The sequence below is a fragment of the Hymenobacter defluvii genome, assembly GCF_017589435.1.
GTDB classification, from domain to species: Bacteria; Bacteroidota; Bacteroidia; order Cytophagales; family Hymenobacteraceae; genus Hymenobacter; species Hymenobacter profundi.
Genome location: NZ_JAGETX010000012.1, coordinates 90,178 through 111,725 on the forward strand (window position 1 = coordinate 90,178; position 21,548 = coordinate 111,725).

Below are 21,548 nucleotides of genomic sequence, written 5' to 3' on the forward strand. Positions count from 1 at the left end.
GCTTGGACTTTCCGAGCGGCTGTTTTCTTTATGGGTGAGGTGTGAGAGCGCAAGTGAAAATGTCTGTCATCCTGAGCGGAGCGAAGGACCTTATGCCCGTTGAACGAGTCGTTGGTACTCTTGTCGTGCTGCCGTGATAAGGTCCTTCGCTCCGCTCAGGATGACAGACATTTTCACTTGCGCCCTCACACCCTCCTACCCCCATACCCTCCTACCCTAACCACCCCCTACCCTCCCGCACTCACCAAATGCGAGTGGTCGCGCAGGATAGTTTGCAGGAAGGTTTCGTCGGGGAGGTCGGTGCGGATGGTGGTGAGGGTTTTCACTTTGTTGGCTACCTCGTGTAGCAATAGGTAATTACTGCGCTGCATGCCTTGTTGCAGCAACCGCCGAATCAGGGCCACGTCGTGGTCGGAGAGCTGGGCGGCTTGCGGGAATACTACTTGGTAGTTGGCATCGGGTAGGTAGGCGGCTGGGGTGGCGTGCTGCGCGCGCGGGCGCAGACTGACCACGGTAGTACCAGCTGCCAAGTCGCCGAGGCGCTGGCCGCGGCCGTTGATGAGGATGGTAAGCACCGCCAGCGCCCCCGAGAAAGCCAAAATCTCGATGGGCCGCAACAGCCACCGCAGCAGGTAGTCGCCTAGTCCGGCGGGCGTACCATCCAGCCGTACTACCCGAATGTGACGCGCTTTCTTGCCCAAGCTCTGGCCGTTGAAAAATATCTCGCAGGCCGGAAAATAGACCAACGTGGGGAATACGAGCAGAAAAATACCAATGGGGCCGGGGTTGAAATTCAGCTGCGCTGCCAGCACTGCCCACAGCAGCGCCCATACTCCATACAGCAGATAATCCAGGAAAGCCGCCAGTATTCGGTCGCCCACGCTGGCTATTTCGTACTCCAGCGTTACATTTTGGGTAGTATGAATGCGAATGGTACTCATATACAGGAAGAAGAATAGCTGCGTCGAACGTCGGATCGACAAATTTTTATAGAAGCTGGGTTGCGTACCGCAGATTTTGGTTGGACCTTAGAACGGAAAAGATCCTCTGAATAGGCCGAAACGCAGATGCAATTGGCTGCTGCCACGTTTCGCTGTACTGGAGACTGTTTCGCAAGGTTAACTAGTCGAAATATAATGCGGGAAGCTATTTTTTTGCGACAAAACGAGGAACGCTGGCGGCAGTATGAGCGCCAGCCCCCTTCCGGTCCCGATGAGCTGGCGGCCCGTTTTGTAGCCCTCACCGACGACCTGGCCTTCGCCCAAACCTTCTACCCCGACTCCCCTACCACTCAGTATCTCAACGCCCTTACTAGCAAGCTGCACCAGGCGCTGTATAAGAACAAAACCGAGCGCACGGGGCGGTTCCGGCAGTTCTGGGCGCAAGAGCTACCCCTGGTGGTAGCCCGCCACCACGGCACCCTGCTGGCTACACTGTTACTGTTTTTGCTATTCACATCGCTTGGCGCCCTTTCTGCCGCCTACGACGACACGTTTGTGCGCGTGGTGCTCGGCGACGGCTACGTGAATCAAACCCTAGCCAATATTGCCAAGGGCGACCCCATGGCCATCTATAAAGGCCAAGACGAAACCCCGATGTTCTTGTTCATCACGGTCAACAACATTCGGGTGGCGCTCATGACGTTTGCCGCCGGCATTGCGGCGGGCCTGGGCACCGTATTTCTGCTGTTTCAAAATGGTGTGATGCTGGGCTCCTTCCAGTATTTTTTCTACCAAAAAGGCGTGCTCCTACCCTCGGTGCTCACCATCTGGATACACGGCACGCTGGAAATATCGGCCATTGTGCTGGCCGGCGGCGCGGGCTTGGTCATGGCGCGAGGCTTCCTGTTTCCGGGCACCTTTTCCCGCGCCGCCGCCTTCCGCCAGTCGGCCCGCGATGGGTTGAAGATTGCTATCGGCCTGGTTCCCATTTTCATAGTAGCTGGTTTTCTGGAAGGCTTTATAACGCGCCACACCGAAATGCCAATGGCGCTGAGCCTGCTGATTATCGGCACGTCGGCGGCGTTCATTATCGGGTACTTTGTGATTTACCCGCGGCTGATGCAGCGCCGCGTTAACGCTTTGTAATACAACTGTTTTTCTTATTCTATGCGCAATACGTTTACACACGAGTTAGACTACCGTCAGGAGCGGGATTTCGGGCAGAAAATCAACGCGACGTTCGCCTTTCTTCAGGCCCAGGGTCGGCCGCTGGGTCGTGTGCTACTTTACATAGTATTGCCCGTGGCGCTGCTCAGCGGCATCGGTATGGGTATTGGGCAGGCTGGTATTTTCAGTATGCTAGGGCAAGGTAGTCGCAGTATGACCGCCGGGCCTTTTGGCTCTGTAAGCAACGGCTTAGCCTTTGCCATTGGTGTGGCCGGGGCGCTGCTTACATATCTGCTGCTCACGGCTACCCTCTACGAGTACGTGCGCCTGCGCATGGCCTTGCCTGCCGAAGAAGAAGTGACGCCCGCTCTCGTATGGCCCCACGTACGCACCTCGGCGTGGTGGATACTACTATCGGGTATTGTATTGGCCGTGCTGACCAGCGTAGGCTTCGTTTTTCTATTCTTCCCCGGTGTGTACCTGGCCGTGGCGCTATCCCCGTTTTTCGCCGTGATGATTATGGAGCGCAACGGGTTCAGCAAGAACTTCAGCCGCTGCTTCGAGCTGGTAAGCGGCTATTGGTGGGCTACGTTCGGGCTGCTTTTCGTGATGTGGATCATTCAAAGCTTCGTAGGTCTTGTGTTTCAGATCCCAACATACCTACTCATGGGCTTGAAAATAGCGAGTATTCCCATCCCCGGCGAGGGGATATTGACCATAGCTACCCGTACGTTTGCTACGATAGGGCAAGTGCTGCTCTACGCGCCTACCATGCTGGCTCTTCTCTTTCAATATTTCAATCTGATTGAAATCAAAGATGGTGTAGGAATGCGCCACTTGGTTGATAGCATCGGGCAGCAGCCTACTACACCGGTTTCCTCCGCCGCCTACCGTCCCGATGAGGAAGGCGAGTATTGAGTTGCGAGCGTTGGTTGCTAGTTGTTCGGCGGCCGCGTAGCGGCCAAAGGTTTGTAGAGGAGCGCTACCTTAAAACACGCGCCGCGTAGCGGTGTAAGAATCAGCAAAGCTCCCCTTGCACCGCTACGCAGCCGCACACAGAACCCGCAACTGGCAACTCAATTAATCTTCAAAATAAATTATCGTCTGCTTTGGCTTCTTTCTGGATTCGGTGGGGTAGGGTGCTGCTGATGCTTTTGCTCGTGAGCGGCGCGCCGGCTAGCGCGGCCCCTACCCCTTCGCCTGCTCAGACAGCGCAAGCAGCCTCTCTACCCCCCATACGCCTGCGCCGCCCCGACCCCGAGCAGCTACGGGACTTCCGCGCCCAGCGCGATTTTCAATACGTGGATGTGCGCAGCGAAATGAGTCCGTGGGACCTGTTCTGGGCGAGGGTGTGGGAGCGCGTGGGCGAGTGGCTGAGCAGCCGCAGCTACCACGGCTTCTGGCGCTACGTGTTTTACGCTCTGTTTCTGGGCGCCTTGGTTTTCGTGATTTTGAAGCTGTTGCAGGTAGATATCACGGGCGCTTTTGGCCGCAACCCGCGCCGCGCCGCCCTGGCCTATGACACCGAGGCGGAAGACATTCACGCCCTCGACTTTCCTACCCTGCTGGCCGAGGCCGAAACGGCCGGCAACTACCGCTTAGCCGTGCGCCTGGGCTACCTGCAAGCCCTCAAGCAGCTCACCGATGCCGGCCACCTGGAATGGCAGCCCGATAAAACCAACCTCACCTACGAGCACGAACTGCCAGCCGGCCCCCTCCGCACGGCTTTCGCGGAAGTGTCGCGGCAGTTTGAGTACGTGTGGTACGGCGAGCTGACCCTTACGCCCGAGCACTACGCCCACACCCGCGCCAGCCGGCAGGCGCTGCTGGCCCAACTCAGCGACCGACGCGCCGCCTAACGCTACTGCTCTTCATGACAACATTTCGTTGGTATTTGCTGGGACTTGTGGCGCTGTTTGTGGGCTACGTGGCGCTGGAGTACTACCGCCCCAAGCCCATCGACTGGACGCCTACCTTCCGCAACCAGGATAAAATTCCGTACGGCACCTACGTGCTCTACCAAACGCTGCCCGAGGTGCTGGACGGACGCGTGCAGCCCGTGCGCCTCCCCATCTACAACCAGCTGGCAGATGATTACGCCGACCCCGCAGAAGCCAACCAGGCAGACCCCGACGAGCCGGAAGCGGAGGAGCTGGAAATGGAGGAGTCGGAAGCCGATACGGCTGCGCTGCCGGCGCCAATAGTTACCGCGCCCCTCACGGCGCTGCCGCCCACTGAACGCAGCCAGTACGTCTTCATCCATTCCGAATTCAACGTTAGTCGTCCCGACTTGCACACGCTGTTGCGCTACGTGGCGCGGGGCAATACGGTTTTCATTGCCGCCAACCAGTTTTCGCGGGCCCTGCGCGATACGCTGCATTTCAGCACGCGCACATTTCTGGCCCAGGATACGCTTGGCAATGCCCTACCCTCCGACTCTGTCACGCTACGCCTGCTGGCCCCTACCCTGCGGCGGGCGGCGGGCCCGCAGTTTCGCTACCCGCTCCTGAATGCCTCCACGCGCCTGCTCAACGACAGCCTCGGGCAGTTGCACCCCTTGGCCGTGGACGCCCGCAACCGCATCGTGCTAGCGCGCTGCGCCTACGGGCACGGCTACTTCTACCTCAGCTCGGTGCCGATGGCGTTTACCAACTACTTCGTGCTGCACCCCCAAACCAGCAACTTCGCCTACGCTGCCCTTTCCTACCTACCCGCCGGCCGCCCTACCCTGTGGGACGAATACCAAAAGCAGGGCCGTGAGGGCCAGCAAAGCCTGCTGCGCGTGCTCCTGAACCACGATGCGCTACGAGTGGCCTACTACCTGTTTTGCGTGGGTGTGCTGCTGTTCATGGTGTTTGAGGCCCGACGGCGCCAGCGCATTATTCCTGTGTTACGGCCGCTGCCCAATAATACGCTGCTGTTCACGCGCACGGTGGCGTCGCTCTACCGCCAGGGCAGCAACCACGCCCTTATTGCCGAAAAGAAAATCGATCTGTTTCTGGACTATCTACGCACCCGCTTTCAGGAGCCTACTTCTGACCTCAACGACGAAGCTTTTCGGGAGCGAGTGGCGCAGAAAGCCGGCATACCTCGCCCGCAGGTGGATGCATTGTTGCGCCGAATTAACTTTATTCGCACGGCTCCGGCTGTATCAGATCAGGAGCTGCTGCGCTTGAGCAAGGAATTGCAGCAGTTCAAAAGGTCGTCTCGATAGAATTGTATTAAACACTAAAATATGATTTTATTTATTTTTCATTATTTTAATAAATACTTCTAAAGCAATATTACATATAATAAACAAGAATATAGCTTATACATAATTTAATTATTCCATCCTAACTCTCTGCTTCTACTTTATCTCATGGAATCTAATTCTACTCCTGAATTCTCATCTGAGCCTACCCAACCTACCCCGCCGGTAGCCGAATCCTTCACCGCAGCCCGCACCGACTTCAGCCGCCTGACGACGGCAGTAGCAGCCATCCGCCAGGAGATGGGGAAGGTAATCGTGGGTCAGCATGATTTGCTGGAAATGCTGCTCACCGCCATTCTGGCCGATGGGCACGTGCTGTTGGAAGGCGTGCCGGGGGTAGCCAAAACGCTCACCGCCAAACTACTCGCCCGCACGCTGGACGTGCCCTTCAGTCGCCTCCAGTTCACGCCCGATCTGATGCCCTCCGACGTGCTGGGCACCTCGGTTTTCCGGCCTAACACCGCCGATTTCGAGTTTCGGCCCGGCCCCATTTTCGCCAGCGTGGTGCTGATTGACGAAATCAACCGCGCGCCTGCTAAAACGCAGTCGGCGCTCTTTGAGGTGATGGAGGAACGTCACATCACGCAAGACGGCACCACCTACCCCATGCAGGAGCCCTTTGTGGTGCTGGCGACCCAAAACCCAGTGGAGCAGGAAGGCACCTACCGTCTACCCGAGGCCCAGCTCGACCGTTTCCTGTTCAAGCTGCACGTGGGCTACCCTACCCTGGAGGATGAAATAGCCATCTTGCAAGGCCACCACGCGGGCTTCGGCGGCACGCCGCTGGAGGTGGTGCAACAGGTGCTGTCGGCGGAAGATATTGCGGCCCTGCGCCGGCAGGTGCGCCAGCAGCGCGTGGAGCCAAAGCTGCTGGAATACATTGCCCGCCTGGTAGGCCAGACGCGCGCCCACAAAGGCCTCTACCTGGGCGCCTCGCCGCGGGCTTCGCTGGCCCTACTCAACGGCGCCAAAGCCCTGGCCGCCCTCCGCGGCCGCGACTTCGTAACGCCCGACGACGTGCAGTTTCTGGCTCCCGCCGTGCTGCGCCACCGCATCCTGCTCACGCCCGAGCGCGAGATGGAAGGCCTCACGGCCGATGAGATTGTGAAACAGATTGTGCAGCAGATTGAAGTGCCACGGTAGAATCAATGAGTAGAAAATATCTGTCATCCTGAGCTTGCGAAGGACCTTTTCACGCGAGAACGAGTCGTTGATACGATAGTCGTTCTCGCGTGAAAAGGTCCTTCGCAAGCTCAGGATGACAGACATTTTTCGCACGCAGCTCACATCTCGTCTCTGAAACCCGATGAAATCCCTCTTCCTCACCACCCGCTTTTTCATCCTGCTTGCGGCGCTGATAACCGGCTTCGTGGTGGCGTTTTTCCTACCCTCCTTGCTCGGGCCGATGCAGGTAGTGCTGGGGTTGCTGATGGTGCTGGCGGCACTGGATCTGCTGCTGCTGTACGCTCCCGGCGCTAATGGCGGCGGGCAGGTGTTTGGGCGGCGGGTGATGGGCGAGAAGCTTGCAAATGGTTCCGACAACGACATTGCCATCTACCTCGAAAACCGCTACCGCTTCGCCGTCCATACCAAAACCATTGACGAGATTCCGCACCAGTTTCAGCGGCGCGACGTACTGTTTCGGGCGGCGCTGAAGGCGGGCGAAACGCGGGTGATTCACTACCAGCTGCGGCCTACCAAGCGCGGCGAGTATTCGTTTGGGGCTGTGAATGTATTTGTGGCGTCGCCACTAGGGCTGGTGCGGCGACGCTTCCGCTACGGGCAAGAGCAGATGGTGCCCGTGTATCCGTCGTTTTTGCAGATGCGGCAGTACGAGCTGCTGGCCATCAGCAACCGCCTCACGGAGGTGGGCGTGAAGCGCATCCGGCGGGTAGGCCAAAGCATGGAGTTTGAGCAGATTCGCCCCTACGTGGCCGGCGACGACCCGCGCAACATCAATTGGAAAGCCTCGGCCCGCCGCGCCGGCACCGGCATCGACTCCCTGGTGGTCAACCACTTTCAGGACGAGCGCGCCCAGCAAGTGTATTGCCTGATTGACAAAGGCCGGGTGATGCGGATGCCCTTTCACGGCCTCAGCCTGCTCGACTACGCTATCAACGCCACGCTCGTCGTCAGCAACATTGCCTTGCTCAAGCACGACAAGGCCGGGCTCGTCACGTTTGCCAACAAGTTGAGCGCGCTGATACCCGCCGAACGCCGTAGTGGGCACCTGCGCAAGCTGCTGGAAGTGCTCTACCGGCAGCGCACCAAGTACCTCGAAACCAGCTTCGAAACGCTGTATACGGCTGTCAAAACCAACATCCGCCAGCGTAGCCTACTGATTCTGTTCACCAATTTCGAAACATTGAGCGGCATGCAGCGCCAGCTTCCCTACCTGCGCCGCCTGGCTAAGGACCATTTGCTGCTGGTGGTGTTCTTCGAGAATACGGAGTTGCACCAGTTTCTGGATACGCCCGCCCAAACAACGGAAGAAGTATATAACCAGACCATTGCCGAGAAATTTGCCCAGGAGAAACGGCAGATTGTGCTGGAATTGCAGCGCCACGGGATGCACGCGCTGCTCACGGCGCCCGAGCAACTCACGGTGAATACGCTCAACCGCTACCTGGAATTCAAGGCGCGAGGGCTGATTTAAGGATTCCTCGCAGAGGTTCGCAGTGTTCTAACGCATGTCTGCGAGACATACCGGGAACTGCGCCAGCAGGCATTTTGCATCGGGACAACTACCTTGCAGTTCTCCCATCTCTGTCTGCGTATGCTTTTTTCTCTTCGTTGCGGGCTGTTACTGCTCGTTTCACTGCTGCTTGCGGTGGTCGGTCAGGCTCAACAAGCGCCTACTTCCTCCTCCACGCACAACCTGATGCCGGTGCCCGCCCAGGCCATCTGGGGCGCGGCGCGGCTGCCGTTACGCGCTACCTTCACCTACCGCATCACCGCCGATACCCAGCCGGATAGCACCGTAGCGGCAGCGGCACGGCGCGTACAAACCCACTTGCTCCGACAGCTCGGCACGGCGCGGCCAACCGCCAAAACAGCAGCCAGCAAAACGGCCCCTACCCTCAGCATCCGGTACGGTAAGCCGGGCCGCATGATAGATGGCGACGAGGAACGCTACGCCCTGCGCGTGACGCCTATGGGTATTTCCCTCACCGCCCCTACCAGCCTGGGTGCTTTGCGCGGACTAGCCACGCTGGAACAGCTCGTAACGAAAGAGAAAAACGCGCTGTATTTTCCCGAAGTCGATATTCAGGACCAGCCGCGGTTTGGGTGGCGGGGGCTGCTGATTGACGCGGCCCGCCACTTCATGCCCGTGTCCGTCATTAAGCGCAATCTGGATGCTATGGCGGCCGTGAAGCTGAACGTACTGCACTGGCATTTATCAGATGATCAGGGCTTTCGAGTGGAAAGTCAGCGACTGCCGCGCCTGGCGCAGGTAGGCGGCGAAGGGCAATTTTACACGCAGGCCCAGGTGCGGGAGGTGCAGCGCTACGCGGCGGCGCGGGGCATTCGGGTGGTGCCGGAGTTCGACATGCCGGGCCACGCCACGGCTTGGCTGGCTGCCTACCCCGAGTTAGCTTCCAACGACTCCACCTACGGCGTAGCCACCCGCTGGGGCGTGCTCAACATCGCCATGGACCCTACCCGCGAAACCACCTACGCGTTGCTGGATACATTGCTGGGCGAGATGACGCAACTCTTCTCCGACCCCTACTTCCACATTGGCGGCGATGAAAACGATGGCCGGCAGTGGCTGCGCAACCCGCGCATTGTGCAGTTTATGAAGGAGCAGAAGCTGGTGAAAAGCAACGGGCAGCCCGACAAACACGCTCTGCAAACCTACTTCAACCGCCGCATCCTGACCATGCTCACCAAGTACAACAAGAAGATGATAGGCTGGGATGAAATCCTAGGTCCAGGCCTGCCCGAATCGGCTGTCATCCAAAGCTGGCGCGGTAAAAAGGGCTTGTATGATGCGGTAAAGACCAACCATCCGGCCATCCTCTCCAACGGCTACTACATCGACCTAAACTACTCGGCCGCCAGTCACTACGCTGTGGACCCGCTGCCTGCCGATGCGCCCCTCACCGAGGCCCAGAAAAAGCTGGTTCTGGGTGGCGAAGCCACCATGTGGGCCGAATTTGCGGACAGCGTTATCGTGGACAGCCGCATCTGGCCCCGCACCGCGGCCATTGCCGAGCGGTTCTGGTCGCCGGCTACGGTTACCGATGTGCCGGATATGTACCGCCGCCTTGCCATTGTATCGACGCAATTAGAACGGCTGAGTATACGCCATCGGCGCGTTCCGGAGCAATTGCTGCGCGAGCTGGCGGCTGGGCAAAACGTGGCCCCGCTCCGTACGTTTGCCAGCGTGCTGGAGCCGGTGAAGGAGTACAAGCGCCACTTTCAGGGAATGAAATACACGACCCAAACCCTGCTCAACCGCCTGGTAGACGCTGCCCCCGCTGAGTCGGACGCGGCGCGGGAGTTTGGCGTGGCAGTAGATGATCTGCTGGCGCAGGTAGGCGCTACGCTTGCCTCTCCCTTACCTGCCGAAGCGCTACCGGCGCTGGCGGCGGTGCGGGCGCCGCTCATTCAGTGGCAGGCCAACGATGTGAAATTGCAGCCGCTGTTCAACACGTCGGCCAGCTTGCGCGAGTACGGCCCGCTTTCGGCCCGCCTCAGCGCGCTTTCGGCGCTGGCCTTGGAACGGTTGCAACTGCTGGAACAAGGTAAGGCCCCTACCACTGCTTGGAAAGCCAGCGCGCAGCAACAGTTAGAAGCTGCTAAAGCACCTGCTGGCCAGGCAGAGTTGGCGGTGCTACCCGCGCTGCAACGGTTGTTGAACGGGTTGCCATAGCTTTTTCTTTCTGTCATCCTGAGCGCAGCGAAGGACCTTCTCACGTGAGCACGTCTATCGTTCCAGCGTGATAAGGTCCTTCGCTGCGCTCAGGATGACAAAACAGTGCTCTGAAGCCCCGTAAATTAAAACAACACCGATACCTGCATCCTACCCGTGTGCACCGCTTGCAAGCCATTAGGCTTACGGCCGTCGTAGGCTACCGTGATGTTGAGGCCATTGCTGAGGCGCTGTTCCAGGTTCAGGTTCCAGGTGATGTTGTTGCCGGGGCGCAGGGCTTGCAGGATTTCCAGACCCACCACCGAGGCCACGTCGCCGTCAAACCCTACCCGCACATAGCGCGTGGCGGCCGTGATGGTGCGCTTGCTCACCTGGCTCACGCGGGTTTCAATACCCAGCTGATCGAAGGCGCCGCGGGCGTCGGCATCGGTACCATCCTTGAAGGTATTCTGCTTCACGGTGCGCAGGTAGGTACCCGTGAAGCGCAGGGTGCTGCTAGGCTGGTAGCTGATTTCGGGGGCTACCTCGTAGAGCCGCAGTCGGTAATTGCGCGTGTCCAGGTAGCTCGACTCGTTGCCACGCACGCTCCGCGACACCGTGAAGCGCCCCGTAAACTGCTGGGCCAGCGTACGGCGCAACAACAAGCTCTGCGACGCCAAATTGCGGATATCGAAACCTTGCGTGAGCAATACTTTCTGCTGGGTTTGCTGGGCTGTCAACTCAGCTCCAAAAATGGGGTTTGAGCGATTGAAATACAGCGTATTACGCAGTAGCTTGTTCATACCCAACAGCTGATTATCCTCTACCTGGTAGGAAAACGGATTCAGGCGCGCCCGCAGGCTGTTATCGGTGGTACGGCTGTCGAGCGTGACGGTGGTGATGGCCGAAAACCGCGCCACGAAGCTCAGCAGCTTACCTGCCTCGCGCCAGCCGCGGGGCGCGGTGGTACTCAGGCGGTAGCTCAGACGGTTGGTATAGGCCGTGATGTACTGATCGGTGGGTAGATACACTTTGATATAGGTGCGGTACTGCGCATCCGAGGTAGGCGCCTCGAAGAACTCGTCTTTGTCCTGGCGGCCGTTGCCGTTGGCGTCGCCGCCGTAGTAGTGCGTGCCCTGTCCATTGGTGACGGGTAGGAAGGAGTAGTCCCGCCGCAACTCGCGGCCGGTAGCCACGCTGTAATTCAGCTCCGAGCGGAACACGTTGTCGAGGAAGGTCGCGTTCCAGTCTACCTTGCCCAGCACCGTGCGCTGGCGGGCGCTGTCGCGGGCTATCAGGTCGCGGTAGGTGGCCACCAGCGCAATATCCTGGTTGCGGCCGATGCGACTAGCCAACGAGCCCTGCCAGGTTTGGCCGCGGCCGCGGGTTTGCAGCTCGTTGTTGAGGGGCGTCTGGTCGCGGCGGTAGGTGTAGTCGAGGCGAAAGCGGGTGCGGGCCGAGTCGCGGCTCTGCACAAATACCTGGTGCTCATCGTAATAGTTGGCCGTGAACAGCGAGTCGCCGTTGGGCAGGGCCACGCGGTTTTTATCGAAGCGGTAGGCATAGCCGGGCACCACCGGGCCAGCCACGTAGCGCGCCGTAGCCTCACCCCGTGCCCACTGCGATTCCCGCCGCCCTACCTGCGCGTTCAGCAGAAACAGGTTGCCCCGCAACTGCACGTCGCCCAGCTGGTGCGCGGCTTCCAGCCAATGCTGAGTGCCGTCTACCTCCGTGGCGCGGTAGCGCCGGCTCAGGCGGTAGCTGATGCTGTTGTTGATATCCTTCACCGCACCCACCGAAAAATTCAGGATGTTGTCTTCCCGCGGCGTTAGGCTATTGGTGTTGGTTTGGGCGGCCACCGTGCCGCTGATGTTGTTGCTCCAGTTGCGGTCAAACTCGATGTCGCGGTAGCGGTCGATGGGCGAAAATCGGTGACTGGTATACTCAAACGTAAGGTCACTCTGCAAGCGGTAGTCGCGCAGGCCTGGCAGGTTAATGCGGCGATTCTGCACGGCATAGCCCACGCGCATGGCCTGTCCCTGCGCCACCTCCGGCGAGAATCGGTTCACATCCAGCTGCGACGACGCCACGTCCACAAACACGCTGGCCGTCGAATCGACTTGATACGTAGCCCCGGCCGTGGCCATCTGCTTGAGCAGTGGGGTAGGCAGCAGGCGCACCGGCGCGTAGCTGCCCTGCGGCACGCCGTTCAGGGGCTCTATATAGCGGTACACCTGACCGTTGGCGCTGGCATTAGCCGTGCTCACGATATAATCCCCCCGGTTAGGCCCCAGGTTGGTGAAGCGCACATTATACACGCCGCGTAAAGTATCGGCCCCCGTGGCAAACTGGTACACCACACGCCGGTTGCCGTTGTCGTCAGTCACCACGTTACGGTTGTACTGCACCTGGTTGCGGTTATACGTCACGGAGTCAACGCCGGAGGTAGTCGCAAGACTCACGTCGTTGCCGATACTGCGCAGGCGGGCACGGTCGGCCTCACTCAGCGTCAGGTTGGGCGAGTTGTCGGGGTTGTCAGCCTCGCGGTAGTAGTTGGCCCGCACCTGCAACTTGCCCAGCTGCTGGTAGTGACTGAGGGTAGTAAGCGAACGGGAATAGTTGAAATCAGAATACTCAAACTCTACCTTGATGCGCGAATTACTGGTAATGAGGTGGTTGGGCGTGAAGGTGATTTCCGCCTGATTGTAATCTACAATGTAGTCGAAATCGAAGCCCCGCGTCAGCAGGCGACCATCCAGGTACACACGCTCGGAATTGGCGAGTAGGATAATGAACTGCTCGCCATTCGGCCCGCGCATCCGGTAGGGTCCCTGCACGTTGTCGATGGGCAACACGTCGATAGAGGCAAACTTGCCCTTGGCTACGCCCGCCGCTACCATGGTGCTGCTGCGTGCCCGCGGCCCCTGCTTGAAATTGGCTTCAATGGCCGCTCCTTGAATGTTCTTGTAGTAGCGCAGAAAGTAATCGGGCTTGTTGCGTAGCACCACATCACCGGCCGTCAGGCTCCAGTTGGGGTGCGTAAGGGTCACGTAAATCCGGTCGAACTCCTGTAATTGCTGGGTATTGCCCTCCGGCTGAAATGGCACATTCTGGTCGGAAATAGCCGCCGTCAGGTTGATTTTGTCCGTCAGCTTGCCTTCCAGTTGCAGATTCAGGGCTGAGTTCACGAACACGTTCTGCGTGTTGCCAAACGATACGCCCCGCGACAAATTCCCGGTTTTGTTGATGCCTGGCGTACTCAAAATCTGCTCTTTCACCGCAAAATCCTCGTACCCCACCGGCTTTTCGCGAAAAGCCACGCTATCCAACAAACTACGCGGGCGACGGTAGCGCGGCGCAGCCAGCGCCAACGGTAGCACCCGGTAGCTCACCAGCACTGAGTCAGCCTCCTGACGGGGTAGAATGAGGTCAGGCTGCCCCGGCTCGGGCGAGGGGTAGCGCGTGCGCTGACGCAGAAACTGGTAGGTATCAGTACGAACATCGTAGGCTACTGTGTGCCCTGACACCATCACGGAGGTAGGCACTACCGTCAGCGAATCGGGTAGGCGAAACGTGGCCGTATCGCGGGCGGGCGCCAGCTGTACCCAACGACAGCGGCGGGTACTGGGCGGCCCGGCCTCTTGGGCCAGCAACGGCCCCCGCGCCGCCAAGAATAGCAACAACAGGCAGCCCCAGCGCAAGAATTGACGCGTAAAGCTTTTCCTCATGCCATTCAGTTTCGGCCCTTACTTAGTTGCTACTTAACGCACATCTACCCACGATTCGTGCCGAGTGATGAAATAGTGAAGTTGTGAACTGGTGAATTTGACATTAGAGAAGCGCACTTTATGCAAGTGCTGCTGTCAGAATATCAAACTGACCAGTTCACAACTTCACTATTTCTCGGGGGCCAGGGGCAGTTCTACGAAGAACGTGGTGCCTACCTCCTCTTCCGTCTCGAACCAGATGCGCCCACCTGCGCTTTCGATACCGCGCCGTGCCACGGCTAAGCCAATGCCCGAGCCTTGCTCTTTGGTGGTGAAATTCGGCTTGAAAATTTTGTCCTGTACTCCCAGCGGAATGCCGGCGCCGTTGTCTTGCACGCAAATTAATAGGTGCTGCCCATCGGGCTGATATTCCAGCCACAATCCCACATCGGGGTGCTGCCCCAGCGGCACGGCTTGCAAGGCGTTAATTAATAGATTGTTGAATGTACGAACCAATAGGTTTTCGTCGGCAAACACCTCATAGTTACCGCTATCGGCATCATCTGGCAGCAATAGGTAGAGGTGGCCGCCAATGGCATTGCTCTGGTGCAGACTCACGCAGCGCCGTAGAATCGGGATGATGTCCAGACGCTCGGGGCGCATGGCGGGTAGGTTGGTGAAGGTGCTGAACGACGTGGCAATATCCGAGAGCACGTCAATCTGCGTGATGAGCGTCTGCGAAATCTTCCCGATCAGCTCCTGCACGTTGGGCCGGTGCTCGGCAATGGCTTTCTGCAAGTACTGCAACGAAAGCTTCATCGGCGTGAGCGGGTTCTTGATTTCGTGGGCCACTTGCCGGGCCATTTCGCGCCAGGCGGCTTCTTTTTCCTGCGCGGCCAGCTCCAGCTTACTGGCCTCCAGCTTCATCAGCATGCCATTGTACTCGCGCACCAGCAGCCCGATTTCGTCGGCCGAGTTGTATTCGAGCAGCTCGTTGCGGTCCGTCAGGGTAGTTTGTTTCAGCTTGGCCGTGATGAGCTTGAGCGGGGCCGTGAGAATGCGCGAAGCCACAAACGTCAGAATCAGGAACAGGATAAACATCACCGTGAAGATGTTCAGACTGGTTGATATCAGCTCGATTAGCTTGCCGTCCAGGTCTTTCTCGGAGTCGAAAAACGGAATGCCCACATAGCCGATAACCGGTGCCGGTTTGCCAGCGCGCACCGTCCCGGCGCGCAGGGGTAGGTAGAGCGCGTTGAACGACAGCGTACCAGCGTGCTCGGTCAACAGCTTGCGCGGCTGCCCGTGCTCAGCCAGCGCAGCCATGGCCTGTGGGTTCATCAAGGGGCTCAACAAACCCGCCTCAAAAATGAGCGGCTGACTGCTTACCTGCAACATGCCGTGGGCATCGTATAGGTTCAAGTCAGTATCGGTGATGCTGGCCACGTTGTCGGCCAGGTCGATAATGGCGCTGTGGTTCGCAGAATCGGTGAGGGCGGAGCGGTTGCGGAGCAAGCTTTCCTGCACGGCCTTGCCGCGGCGCTCGTAGGCGCGCAGCAGGTCGCGCTTATAAGAACTGGTCACCTGGCTGGCCGTCGCCACGCTCACAATTAACAGCGGCACCAGAATCCCGAAGTTCAGAAACAGTTGAATCTTGGTGCTGAAATTGGTTCGGAACACCTCAAGCGACTGGCCCTGCGCCAAGGTATAAATGCCAATGCACACCAGCCAGAAGAACGTGTGTAGCAGAAATAGGAAAGAGAAGTTAGCCAGCCAATTGGCAAACGAATACGTGGTCGTGGTCACGATAACCAAGCGTTGCTGCGGCCCCCGCACGCCCAGGTGGTGAAATCCATTGATAGCCAGACCCGTTGTGTAGAGCCTACTATCATTCAATACACTATTGGTCAGCTGGTTTACGTAGTCAAAATCGCCCTCGCTGTATACTAACTGATTATTTTCGTAGCCAGCGTAACTTAGCTCCGGCCCTAGTCCAGGCTGAAAAAACTTCTGGTCGATCAGCAGTTCGGGCACTACGCTGTAGGCGGTCAACTTCTTGAGAGACAGTTCTAGTACAATGGTGCTCTCCCGGCTGCTGTCGGCCGGCACGGGCACCAGGGCCACGTAGCGCCGCGTACTGAACGAGTTACTACCCCGAATCAGGTAGATGCCTTTTTGGTCGGTGAGCGTGGCGTTGGCCAGCAGGCGGCGGCGCAGTGCGGGTAGGGCCACGCTGCTATCGGCCGTCGTGCCCGAGGGGCCAAACAGCGTGACTACGACCTCGTATTTATCGAAATAGTCGCGCAGGTAGTACTTGTCGATTTTCTGCCGGACTACCTCCTGGTTGGCAAACGGATTGGCCAATACCTTTTGGATGCGCGGATCAGCAGCCATTTGGCGCGTGCGTTCGGCCAACAGGTATTCTCCTTGCAAATCGTTATCAATTAGCAAATTGCCTGCTATCTTTTGCTTGGATAGAATCAGTTGCTGATCAGCAAACTCATACAAAGCCAGCGCCCCCACAGCCGATATCACGGCCAGCATCAGGAAAATAAATAGGTAAATCTGATACGGTACCACATTCACCAGTTGCTTCAGCCCAGTGAGGCGCAACACCGCGAAGAACAACAGCGCCAGCCCTAGCAACGTGAGGTAGGGCTGATTAAGGATGAGCCCGGTTGGTAGGAAAAGCAGCATGAAAAAGCTCAGCAGCACCACATCCGATACCTTGGAGGTAGGTCGCACCGCCGCCGTAAATAGCTGCGACAATAGAAAAAAGCCTACCATATAGGCTCCCCCGTGTAGCACCAGCGCCAAACACAACAGCACTTTGAAACCGCTCACCTGAATGCTCTGCGTGATATCGAGCACTAGTTGGGAGTTGTTGAAGCTATTGGAAAAGAACTGGTACAGCAGTACCATCAGCCCAAAATAGCCCAGCACCGCTATTACACCTAGCAACAGCCGCACCATCTGGTTGCGCACTTGCCGCACCCGCCGCACTATTCGGTAGCGCCGGAACAGCAAGAGTGCGTAGTAAGAGCCTACCAACAACAAAAGCGCATTGATCAGCAAGTCGCCCAGCGAGGGCGAAAGCCAGGAGGCCGCGTACACGCGTGGGTCAAATAGGGGCAACTCAATCAGAGAAAAAGGCAGGCCCGCAAAGAGCAATGTTGCCCGCAACACCACCAGCGCTAGAATTACTACAATGGCGCCGCTGAGAGCTTTGTCTGCCCGAAAGCGCCGCCGCGCCATTTGCCACCAGCACAATAGGTAGCAACTCAGGCCCAACAACAGTAAAAAGCACGGTAGATATTTACCCGTGATGGGGTTAGGCTGAAGACTTTCGACTGAGAAGAGGTATTCTCCTGCATCGGTATACAGGCGGGGTAGGCGCTGATTGGTGCTATTTGGCACCAGCCGGATATTCATCCCCCGGAATAGTGCCTGTCCGGCGCCGTTGCGCAGGTAGCGGTTGCTGATACCATAGTGCTGCTCCAGCGGCACGTAGGTAATAATGGTGTATGGCCCCAGCACCTGGCGAAGCACCAAGTAGTGCCCGAAGCGCATTTCCACCATCTTCTCCCGAAACTCCTCATCTACCAGCGCCTGATCTGGCTCGATGGTATGATCGGACCAGCTTACCAGTTGCTCACCCTCATACACAAAGCAAGGGTAGGTAGTATGGCTTACCAGCTCCCCAAAAGTTGGCTTGTATTTACGCAAGTTGTCTACCACTGCCTCCGCCTCATATCGCGCCGTTAATTCGGCTTCCGTCAGCAGGTTCTGTAGCCGCAGTGCATCGGCCCGGAACAAAGACCCGGAACGCTGTGCGTACTGATTGCTGACATAGGCCCCAGCGAAACACAGAACGGCCGCCAGCAGCAGAAACAACGGAGAAAAACGAGTCGATTTTAACAAGGCAGAAGGCTAACTAACACCAAGCACTACAGCGCAAACCTACCCGGAAGCTAACAAAAATGCCGCCATTTGGCGGCATTCACTGCTTAATACAATAGTTGCACGAAGAATGCAATCTAGCTTTTACTGCTGCGCAGCTTTCTTCTTTTGCACGTTGCGATACCAGCAATACCCTACTGTACCCATTAACAGGTAAGGAACCGTCATGAGGTAGACGATACCTTTGTTTAGACCTGTTACGTCGTAGCCATCTTTTTCCGTACGCGACGATTCTACCTGTGACTTACACAGCACGCACTGGGCCTGCGTTGCCAACGGAAGTAAACTAAGCAACGTGCTCAGCAGCAACAGAAATACACTGGATTTGATGGCCTTTTTCATATGATTTGAACACCTAAGCAGGCGTTAAGTTTCAACTCCGACAATTGTTTTACGCTAACGGCTATTACGTATAATAGGGCGCAATCATGAAGTACACGATAACCCCCGTAACGGACACATACAGCCAAATAGGGAAAGTCCAGCGGGCTATCCGGCGGTGCTTAGCAAATTGCTGCGTCAGCGCATAATATAGCGTGAAAAGCACCAGGGCTACCGTTACGGCTGCCAGCACAATGTGCGTTAGCAACAGGAAGTAATATACCCCTCGAATAGCCCCTACCCCGCCAAACTTCGTGACGATGCCCTGCGAGTGATACGCTACGTACGACACCAAGAACAACGACCCAAGTAGGAAGGCTATGCCCATCATAGCGCGGTGACGCGCTACATCCTTTCGCCGGATGAAGTAGTATCCGAGTAGTAGAAAAACAGCTGTCAGAGAGTTCAATCCGGCATTCACAGCCGGCAGCATCTTCACATTAGCGCCTTCTACCTTCAGAATACCCGGAAAGAAGTATAGTACGGCAACGGCCAACGGTATCACTGCACCCAGTACGCCAGCTAAAATCTTGTATTTGGTAGTACCGCTAGGATTAGCGGTCTGCGTCGTCGTGCTCATAGATGTACAATAGAACGCCTATTTCGGTCAGCAACCGTTCAATCTCCTTATGCTTGGTACCGTCGTAAATGCCGCGTATCTGTTGGTCGCGGTCTATTAGAAACAGATTCGGCGTCTGAATCGTGCTGTTTGTAGCGGTTGATAAATGGTAATCATCAGCCACGCGACGCATTGTTGCGCTGTCACCCGCCAGAAACCACCATTTGCCGGCAATAGCACCATACTGTTCAGCAGCCTTCTCGGGCGTGATACCGGCGGTTAGGTACGTGACTAACTTCACCTGAGAATCTTGCCGATACAGCTCCTGCACGCGGGCCAGCTGCGCAATGGGCTCGGGCGAGGCGCCAGGACAATTAGCACACAAGAATCCTGCTACATATAGGCCACGACCCGCTATTTCCGCTATAGCTTCTGGATGCCCAGATTGCGAGGTTAGCCCGAAGCTGTTTAGGTGGTGATAAACAGTATCGCGCTGCCACTTTCCGCCAACTTGTGTTGAATCAACACGTTCCGGGAAGAAAGTTGGCAGCGCGTAATGATTGGTGCCGAAGCTTTTCAGAAACAGAAAAGCTAGGACGGGCACAAGCAGCATGAGGCCCAACAACAGGGTTTGCCGGGGCCGCATAGATTAGCTACTGAATGTATGCTGAAGCAACTCGCCAGCGTAAGAACCTTCCGTTACCAGAGCAACCAACAACCAGATAAGTAATGCAACTGGAATCAAAATGCTCCAGATAAGGCCTTTCGTCTCGTGCTTTAAGTGCATAAACTCAGCTACGATGAAGAAAGCCTTGAAAATAGTTAGCACGATATAGATGCTATTGCGTAAGGTGCTGGATGGCATCGTAAAGGCAATAACGAACTCAACGGCCGTGATGCCTACTAGTACCCAGAAGGTTTTCCAGATCCAGCCGGTATTGGGCTTCGGAATCTCCCGTATCTCGTTATGCTGAACTTCGACGTGATGTGCCATTATAACTAAATGATTGAATTACTGAATGGGTAAATGGCTGGTCGTCCCAACGCGTTGTTGGACGACCAGCCATCTAAGTTTACGATTAAACGAGGTAGAAGAAGGTGAAAACAAACACCCAAACCAAGTCTACAAAGTGCCAGTAGAGACCAATTTTCTCTACCATTTCATAATGGCCACGCTTCTCAAAGGTGCCATTGGTAGTAGCAATAAAGGCCCATACCAACAAGCAGACACCTGAGAATACGTGCGTACCGTGGAAACCCGTAATAAAGAAGAATAAGTCACCAAAGAGTACCGGTCCATACTGGTTCATGGTCAAATTAGCACCATGGAACATAGTTCCGTCGCTTAATAGCGTGCCTTCTTCGTGGCCGCTGATGAAGTGGCTCCACTCCCAGGCTTGAGAACCTAAGAACGTAGCGCCGAACAGAATAGTCCATAGCAGCCACTTCTGCACATCATTCTTGTCCATGCGGTGGCCAGCTTCCACAGCCAGTACCATCGTCACGGAACTGAAGATGAGAATCATGGTCATCAACGCCACGAAGGCCAACGGTAGATCTACACCGTGGAAGCCAGGGAAGGCATTAAATACCTTCTCGGGAATGGGCCAGTAGGCAGTCGAGAATTCAAAATTTTCGACATCACCCACATACACCGGATTGCGGTGGCGGATCATGCCGTAGGTGGTCAGGAACGCGGCGAACGTGAAGGCATCCGACAGCAGAAAGAACCACATCATCAGCTTGCCGTAGCTCGCCTTGAAGGGTTCGTTACCGCCATCCCAAGTGCCGGAACGTGGCTGTTCGAGTTCGACCGAATTCGTCGTGGGGGCCAGCGTTGAGGAAGAAGTGGACATACTATGCGGGGTAAGACAATACTAGTGGTTCAAAAGTAGGAACAAATACAGGTACAACCAAAGCCCACCGAGGAAGTGCCAGTAGATAGTCGCATTGCCTATCGAGAGCATTTGCTTGGAATGTACTTCATAGCGCAAGCTTTTGCGGAGTACAACCCACAGAAAAATAAGGCCTGTAACGAGGTGGAAGGCGTGTACGCCCATGAGCACGTATACGAACGAACCAGAAGGATTGGCGTCGGTACCGCCGAAGAAAATTCGGCTGGCTACTAATTCTCCCCACACATTCCACTGTCCTACCAAGAAGGCTAAACCTAATATAAAGGTCAGAATCAGTGCAATCCGAACTTGTTTGATGCTGTTGCGCCGGGCTGCCATAAAAGCCCACTGCATTGTACCAGAGCTTGCTAAGATAATAGCGCTGTTGATGGCCAGCGCCATGGGTAGGGCAAATTCCAGCCAATTGCCTTCATCGCGCCGCACAATATAAGCACTGGTGTAGGCAGCAAAAATCATAGAGCTGCTGATCATCAGCAGAATCAGTTGCAAGCGGTACGGGTGTTGTCCGGTACCGGGTTCTTTAGCGGTTAAAACTTCAGAGGTATGCATACTTGAGTAGGTTACAGTTTATCGAATACCAACGCAATCTGTACAATAGGCAGGTATAGAAACGAGCCGAACATGATGCTCATCGCCGCTTTCTTGGAACAGGTACGCATGAGATAGAACGTTTGCCCTAGGAATAAAACTCCACATACCACAGCAATTATTCCGTAGGTAGTGCCCGTCATGTGAAAGACCGTTGGCAACAGGCTCAGCGGAATCAGCACCAGCGTGTAGGTCATAATCTGGATGGCCGTGCGCAG

General features: G+C 56.7%; 16 protein-coding genes and 1 pseudogene. 7 read left to right on the top strand and 10 right to left on the bottom strand.

The features are described from left to right. Positions 1 to 227: 227 nt before the first annotated feature. Positions 228 to 941, bottom strand: coding sequence for an RDD family protein (locus J4D97_RS17555; protein ID WP_208308712.1), 714 nt, complete (start codon positions 939 to 941; stop codon positions 228 to 230). A 195-nt stretch (positions 942 to 1,136) separates the two neighbouring features. On the opposite strand from J4D97_RS17555, the gene J4D97_RS17560 reads away from it, so the two are divergent. The 7 genes from J4D97_RS17560 (at position 1,137) to J4D97_RS17590 (ending at position 10,240) form a co-directional block, all read left to right on the top strand. Next, positions 1,137 to 2,087, top strand: a complete 951-nt coding sequence (locus J4D97_RS17560) for a stage II sporulation protein M (protein WP_208308713.1) — start codon at positions 1,137 to 1,139, stop codon at positions 2,085 to 2,087. A 21-nt stretch (positions 2,088 to 2,108) separates the two neighbouring features. Next, a complete protein-coding gene (locus J4D97_RS17565) occupies positions 2,109 to 3,026 on the top strand; it encodes a hypothetical protein (RefSeq protein WP_208308714.1) in 918 nt (305 codons plus the stop codon). 191 nt (positions 3,027 to 3,217) lie between these two features. Continuing rightward, positions 3,218 to 3,967 carry a DUF4129 domain-containing protein gene (locus tag J4D97_RS17570; protein ID WP_208308715.1) on the top strand — a complete coding sequence of 250 codons (750 nt, stop codon included), beginning with the start codon at positions 3,218 to 3,220 and terminating at the stop codon, positions 3,965 to 3,967. Between the two features lie 14 nt (positions 3,968 to 3,981). Then, on the top strand, positions 3,982 to 5,322 hold the full coding sequence (locus tag J4D97_RS17575; RefSeq protein WP_208308716.1) for a DUF4350 domain-containing protein: 1,341 nt from the start codon (positions 3,982 to 3,984) through the stop codon (positions 5,320 to 5,322). A gap of 147 nt (positions 5,323 to 5,469) precedes the next feature. Continuing rightward, positions 5,470 to 6,504, top strand: coding sequence for an AAA family ATPase (locus J4D97_RS17580; protein ID WP_185281003.1), 1,035 nt, complete (start codon positions 5,470 to 5,472; stop codon positions 6,502 to 6,504). A gap of 163 nt (positions 6,505 to 6,667) precedes the next feature. Then, positions 6,668 to 8,017, top strand: a complete 1,350-nt coding sequence (locus J4D97_RS17585) for a DUF58 domain-containing protein (protein ID WP_208308717.1) — start codon at positions 6,668 to 6,670, stop codon at positions 8,015 to 8,017. 120 nt (positions 8,018 to 8,137) lie between these two features. Beyond that, a complete protein-coding gene (locus tag J4D97_RS17590) occupies positions 8,138 to 10,240 on the top strand; it encodes a beta-N-acetylhexosaminidase (protein WP_208308718.1) in 2,103 nt (700 codons plus the stop codon). Positions 10,241 to 10,365: 125 nt separating this feature from the next. On the opposite strand, the gene J4D97_RS17595 is transcribed toward J4D97_RS17590, so the two are convergent. The 9 genes and pseudogenes from J4D97_RS17595 to J4D97_RS17635 all read right to left on the bottom strand — a co-directional run. Next, positions 10,366 to 13,947: a hypothetical protein gene (locus tag J4D97_RS17595; RefSeq protein WP_208308719.1), complete on the bottom strand. Its 3,582-nt coding sequence runs from the start codon at positions 13,945 to 13,947 to the stop codon at positions 10,366 to 10,368. A 168-nt stretch (positions 13,948 to 14,115) separates the two neighbouring features. Further along, on the bottom strand, positions 14,116 to 17,820 hold the full coding sequence (locus J4D97_RS17600; protein WP_208308720.1) for a sensor histidine kinase: 3,705 nt from the start codon (positions 17,818 to 17,820) through the stop codon (positions 14,116 to 14,118). A gap of 150 nt (positions 17,821 to 17,970) precedes the next feature. Then, positions 17,971 to 18,228 carry a hypothetical protein gene (locus J4D97_RS17605; protein ID WP_208308721.1) on the bottom strand — a complete coding sequence of 86 codons (258 nt, stop codon included), beginning with the start codon at positions 18,226 to 18,228 and terminating at the stop codon, positions 17,971 to 17,973. Between the two features lie 64 nt (positions 18,229 to 18,292). Further along, on the bottom strand, positions 18,293 to 18,847 hold the full coding sequence (locus J4D97_RS17610; RefSeq protein WP_208308722.1) for a DUF420 domain-containing protein: 555 nt from the start codon (positions 18,845 to 18,847) through the stop codon (positions 18,293 to 18,295). After that, positions 18,822 to 19,439 carry an SCO family protein gene (locus J4D97_RS17615; RefSeq protein WP_208308723.1) on the bottom strand — a complete coding sequence of 206 codons (618 nt, stop codon included), beginning with the start codon at positions 19,437 to 19,439 and terminating at the stop codon, positions 18,822 to 18,824. Before J4D97_RS17615 ends, J4D97_RS17610 begins: the two co-directional genes overlap by 26 nt. Before the next feature lie 36 nt (positions 19,440 to 19,475). Then, a complete protein-coding gene (locus J4D97_RS17620; protein ID WP_185281010.1) occupies positions 19,476 to 19,820 on the bottom strand; it encodes a cytochrome C oxidase subunit IV family protein in 345 nt (114 codons plus the stop codon). Positions 19,821 to 19,905: 85 nt separating this feature from the next. Further along, complete coding sequence (locus J4D97_RS17625; protein WP_208308724.1) at positions 19,906 to 20,682, bottom strand: cytochrome c oxidase subunit 3; 777 nt, start codon at positions 20,680 to 20,682, stop codon at positions 19,906 to 19,908. Positions 20,683 to 20,703: 21 nt separating this feature from the next. After that, a complete protein-coding gene (locus tag J4D97_RS17630; protein WP_347879363.1) occupies positions 20,704 to 21,231 on the bottom strand; it encodes a cytochrome c oxidase subunit 3 in 528 nt (175 codons plus the stop codon). Positions 21,232 to 21,302: 71 nt separating this feature from the next. Beyond that, positions 21,303 to 21,548, bottom strand: a pseudogene (locus tag J4D97_RS17635) (heme o synthase); the annotation flags it as partial.

What these genes read in the sequence shown, in the direction of transcription:
- J4D97_RS17565 (WP_208308714.1), top strand. Translation starts at nt 2,109, where the DNA reads ATGCGCAATACGTTTACACACGAGTTAGACTACCGTCAGGAGCGGGAT.
- J4D97_RS17615 (WP_208308723.1), bottom strand. Translation starts at nt 19,439, where the DNA reads ATGCTGCTTGTGCCCGTCCTAGCTTTTCTGTTTCTGAAAAGCTTCGGC.
- J4D97_RS17560 (WP_208308713.1), top strand. Translation starts at nt 1,137, where the DNA reads ATGCGGGAAGCTATTTTTTTGCGACAAAACGAGGAACGCTGGCGGCAG.
- J4D97_RS17625 (WP_208308724.1), bottom strand. Translation starts at nt 20,682, where the DNA reads ATGTCCACTTCTTCCTCAACGCTGGCCCCCACGACGAATTCGGTCGAA.
- J4D97_RS17620 (WP_185281010.1), bottom strand. Translation starts at nt 19,820, where the DNA reads ATGGCACATCACGTCGAAGTTCAGCATAACGAGATACGGGAGATTCCG.
- J4D97_RS17580 (WP_185281003.1), top strand. Translation starts at nt 5,470, where the DNA reads ATGGAATCTAATTCTACTCCTGAATTCTCATCTGAGCCTACCCAACCT.
- J4D97_RS17595 (WP_208308719.1), bottom strand. Translation starts at nt 13,947, where the DNA reads ATGAGGAAAAGCTTTACGCGTCAATTCTTGCGCTGGGGCTGCCTGTTG.
- J4D97_RS17605 (WP_208308721.1), bottom strand. Translation starts at nt 18,228, where the DNA reads ATGAAAAAGGCCATCAAATCCAGTGTATTTCTGTTGCTGCTGAGCACG.
- J4D97_RS17585 (WP_208308717.1), top strand. Translation starts at nt 6,668, where the DNA reads ATGAAATCCCTCTTCCTCACCACCCGCTTTTTCATCCTGCTTGCGGCG.
- J4D97_RS17555 (WP_208308712.1), bottom strand. Translation starts at nt 941, where the DNA reads ATGAGTACCATTCGCATTCATACTACCCAAAATGTAACGCTGGAGTAC.
- J4D97_RS17590 (WP_208308718.1), top strand. Translation starts at nt 8,138, where the DNA reads ATGCTTTTTTCTCTTCGTTGCGGGCTGTTACTGCTCGTTTCACTGCTG.
- J4D97_RS17575 (WP_208308716.1), top strand. Translation starts at nt 3,982, where the DNA reads ATGACAACATTTCGTTGGTATTTGCTGGGACTTGTGGCGCTGTTTGTG.
- J4D97_RS17610 (WP_208308722.1), bottom strand. Translation starts at nt 18,847, where the DNA reads ATGAGCACGACGACGCAGACCGCTAATCCTAGCGGTACTACCAAATAC.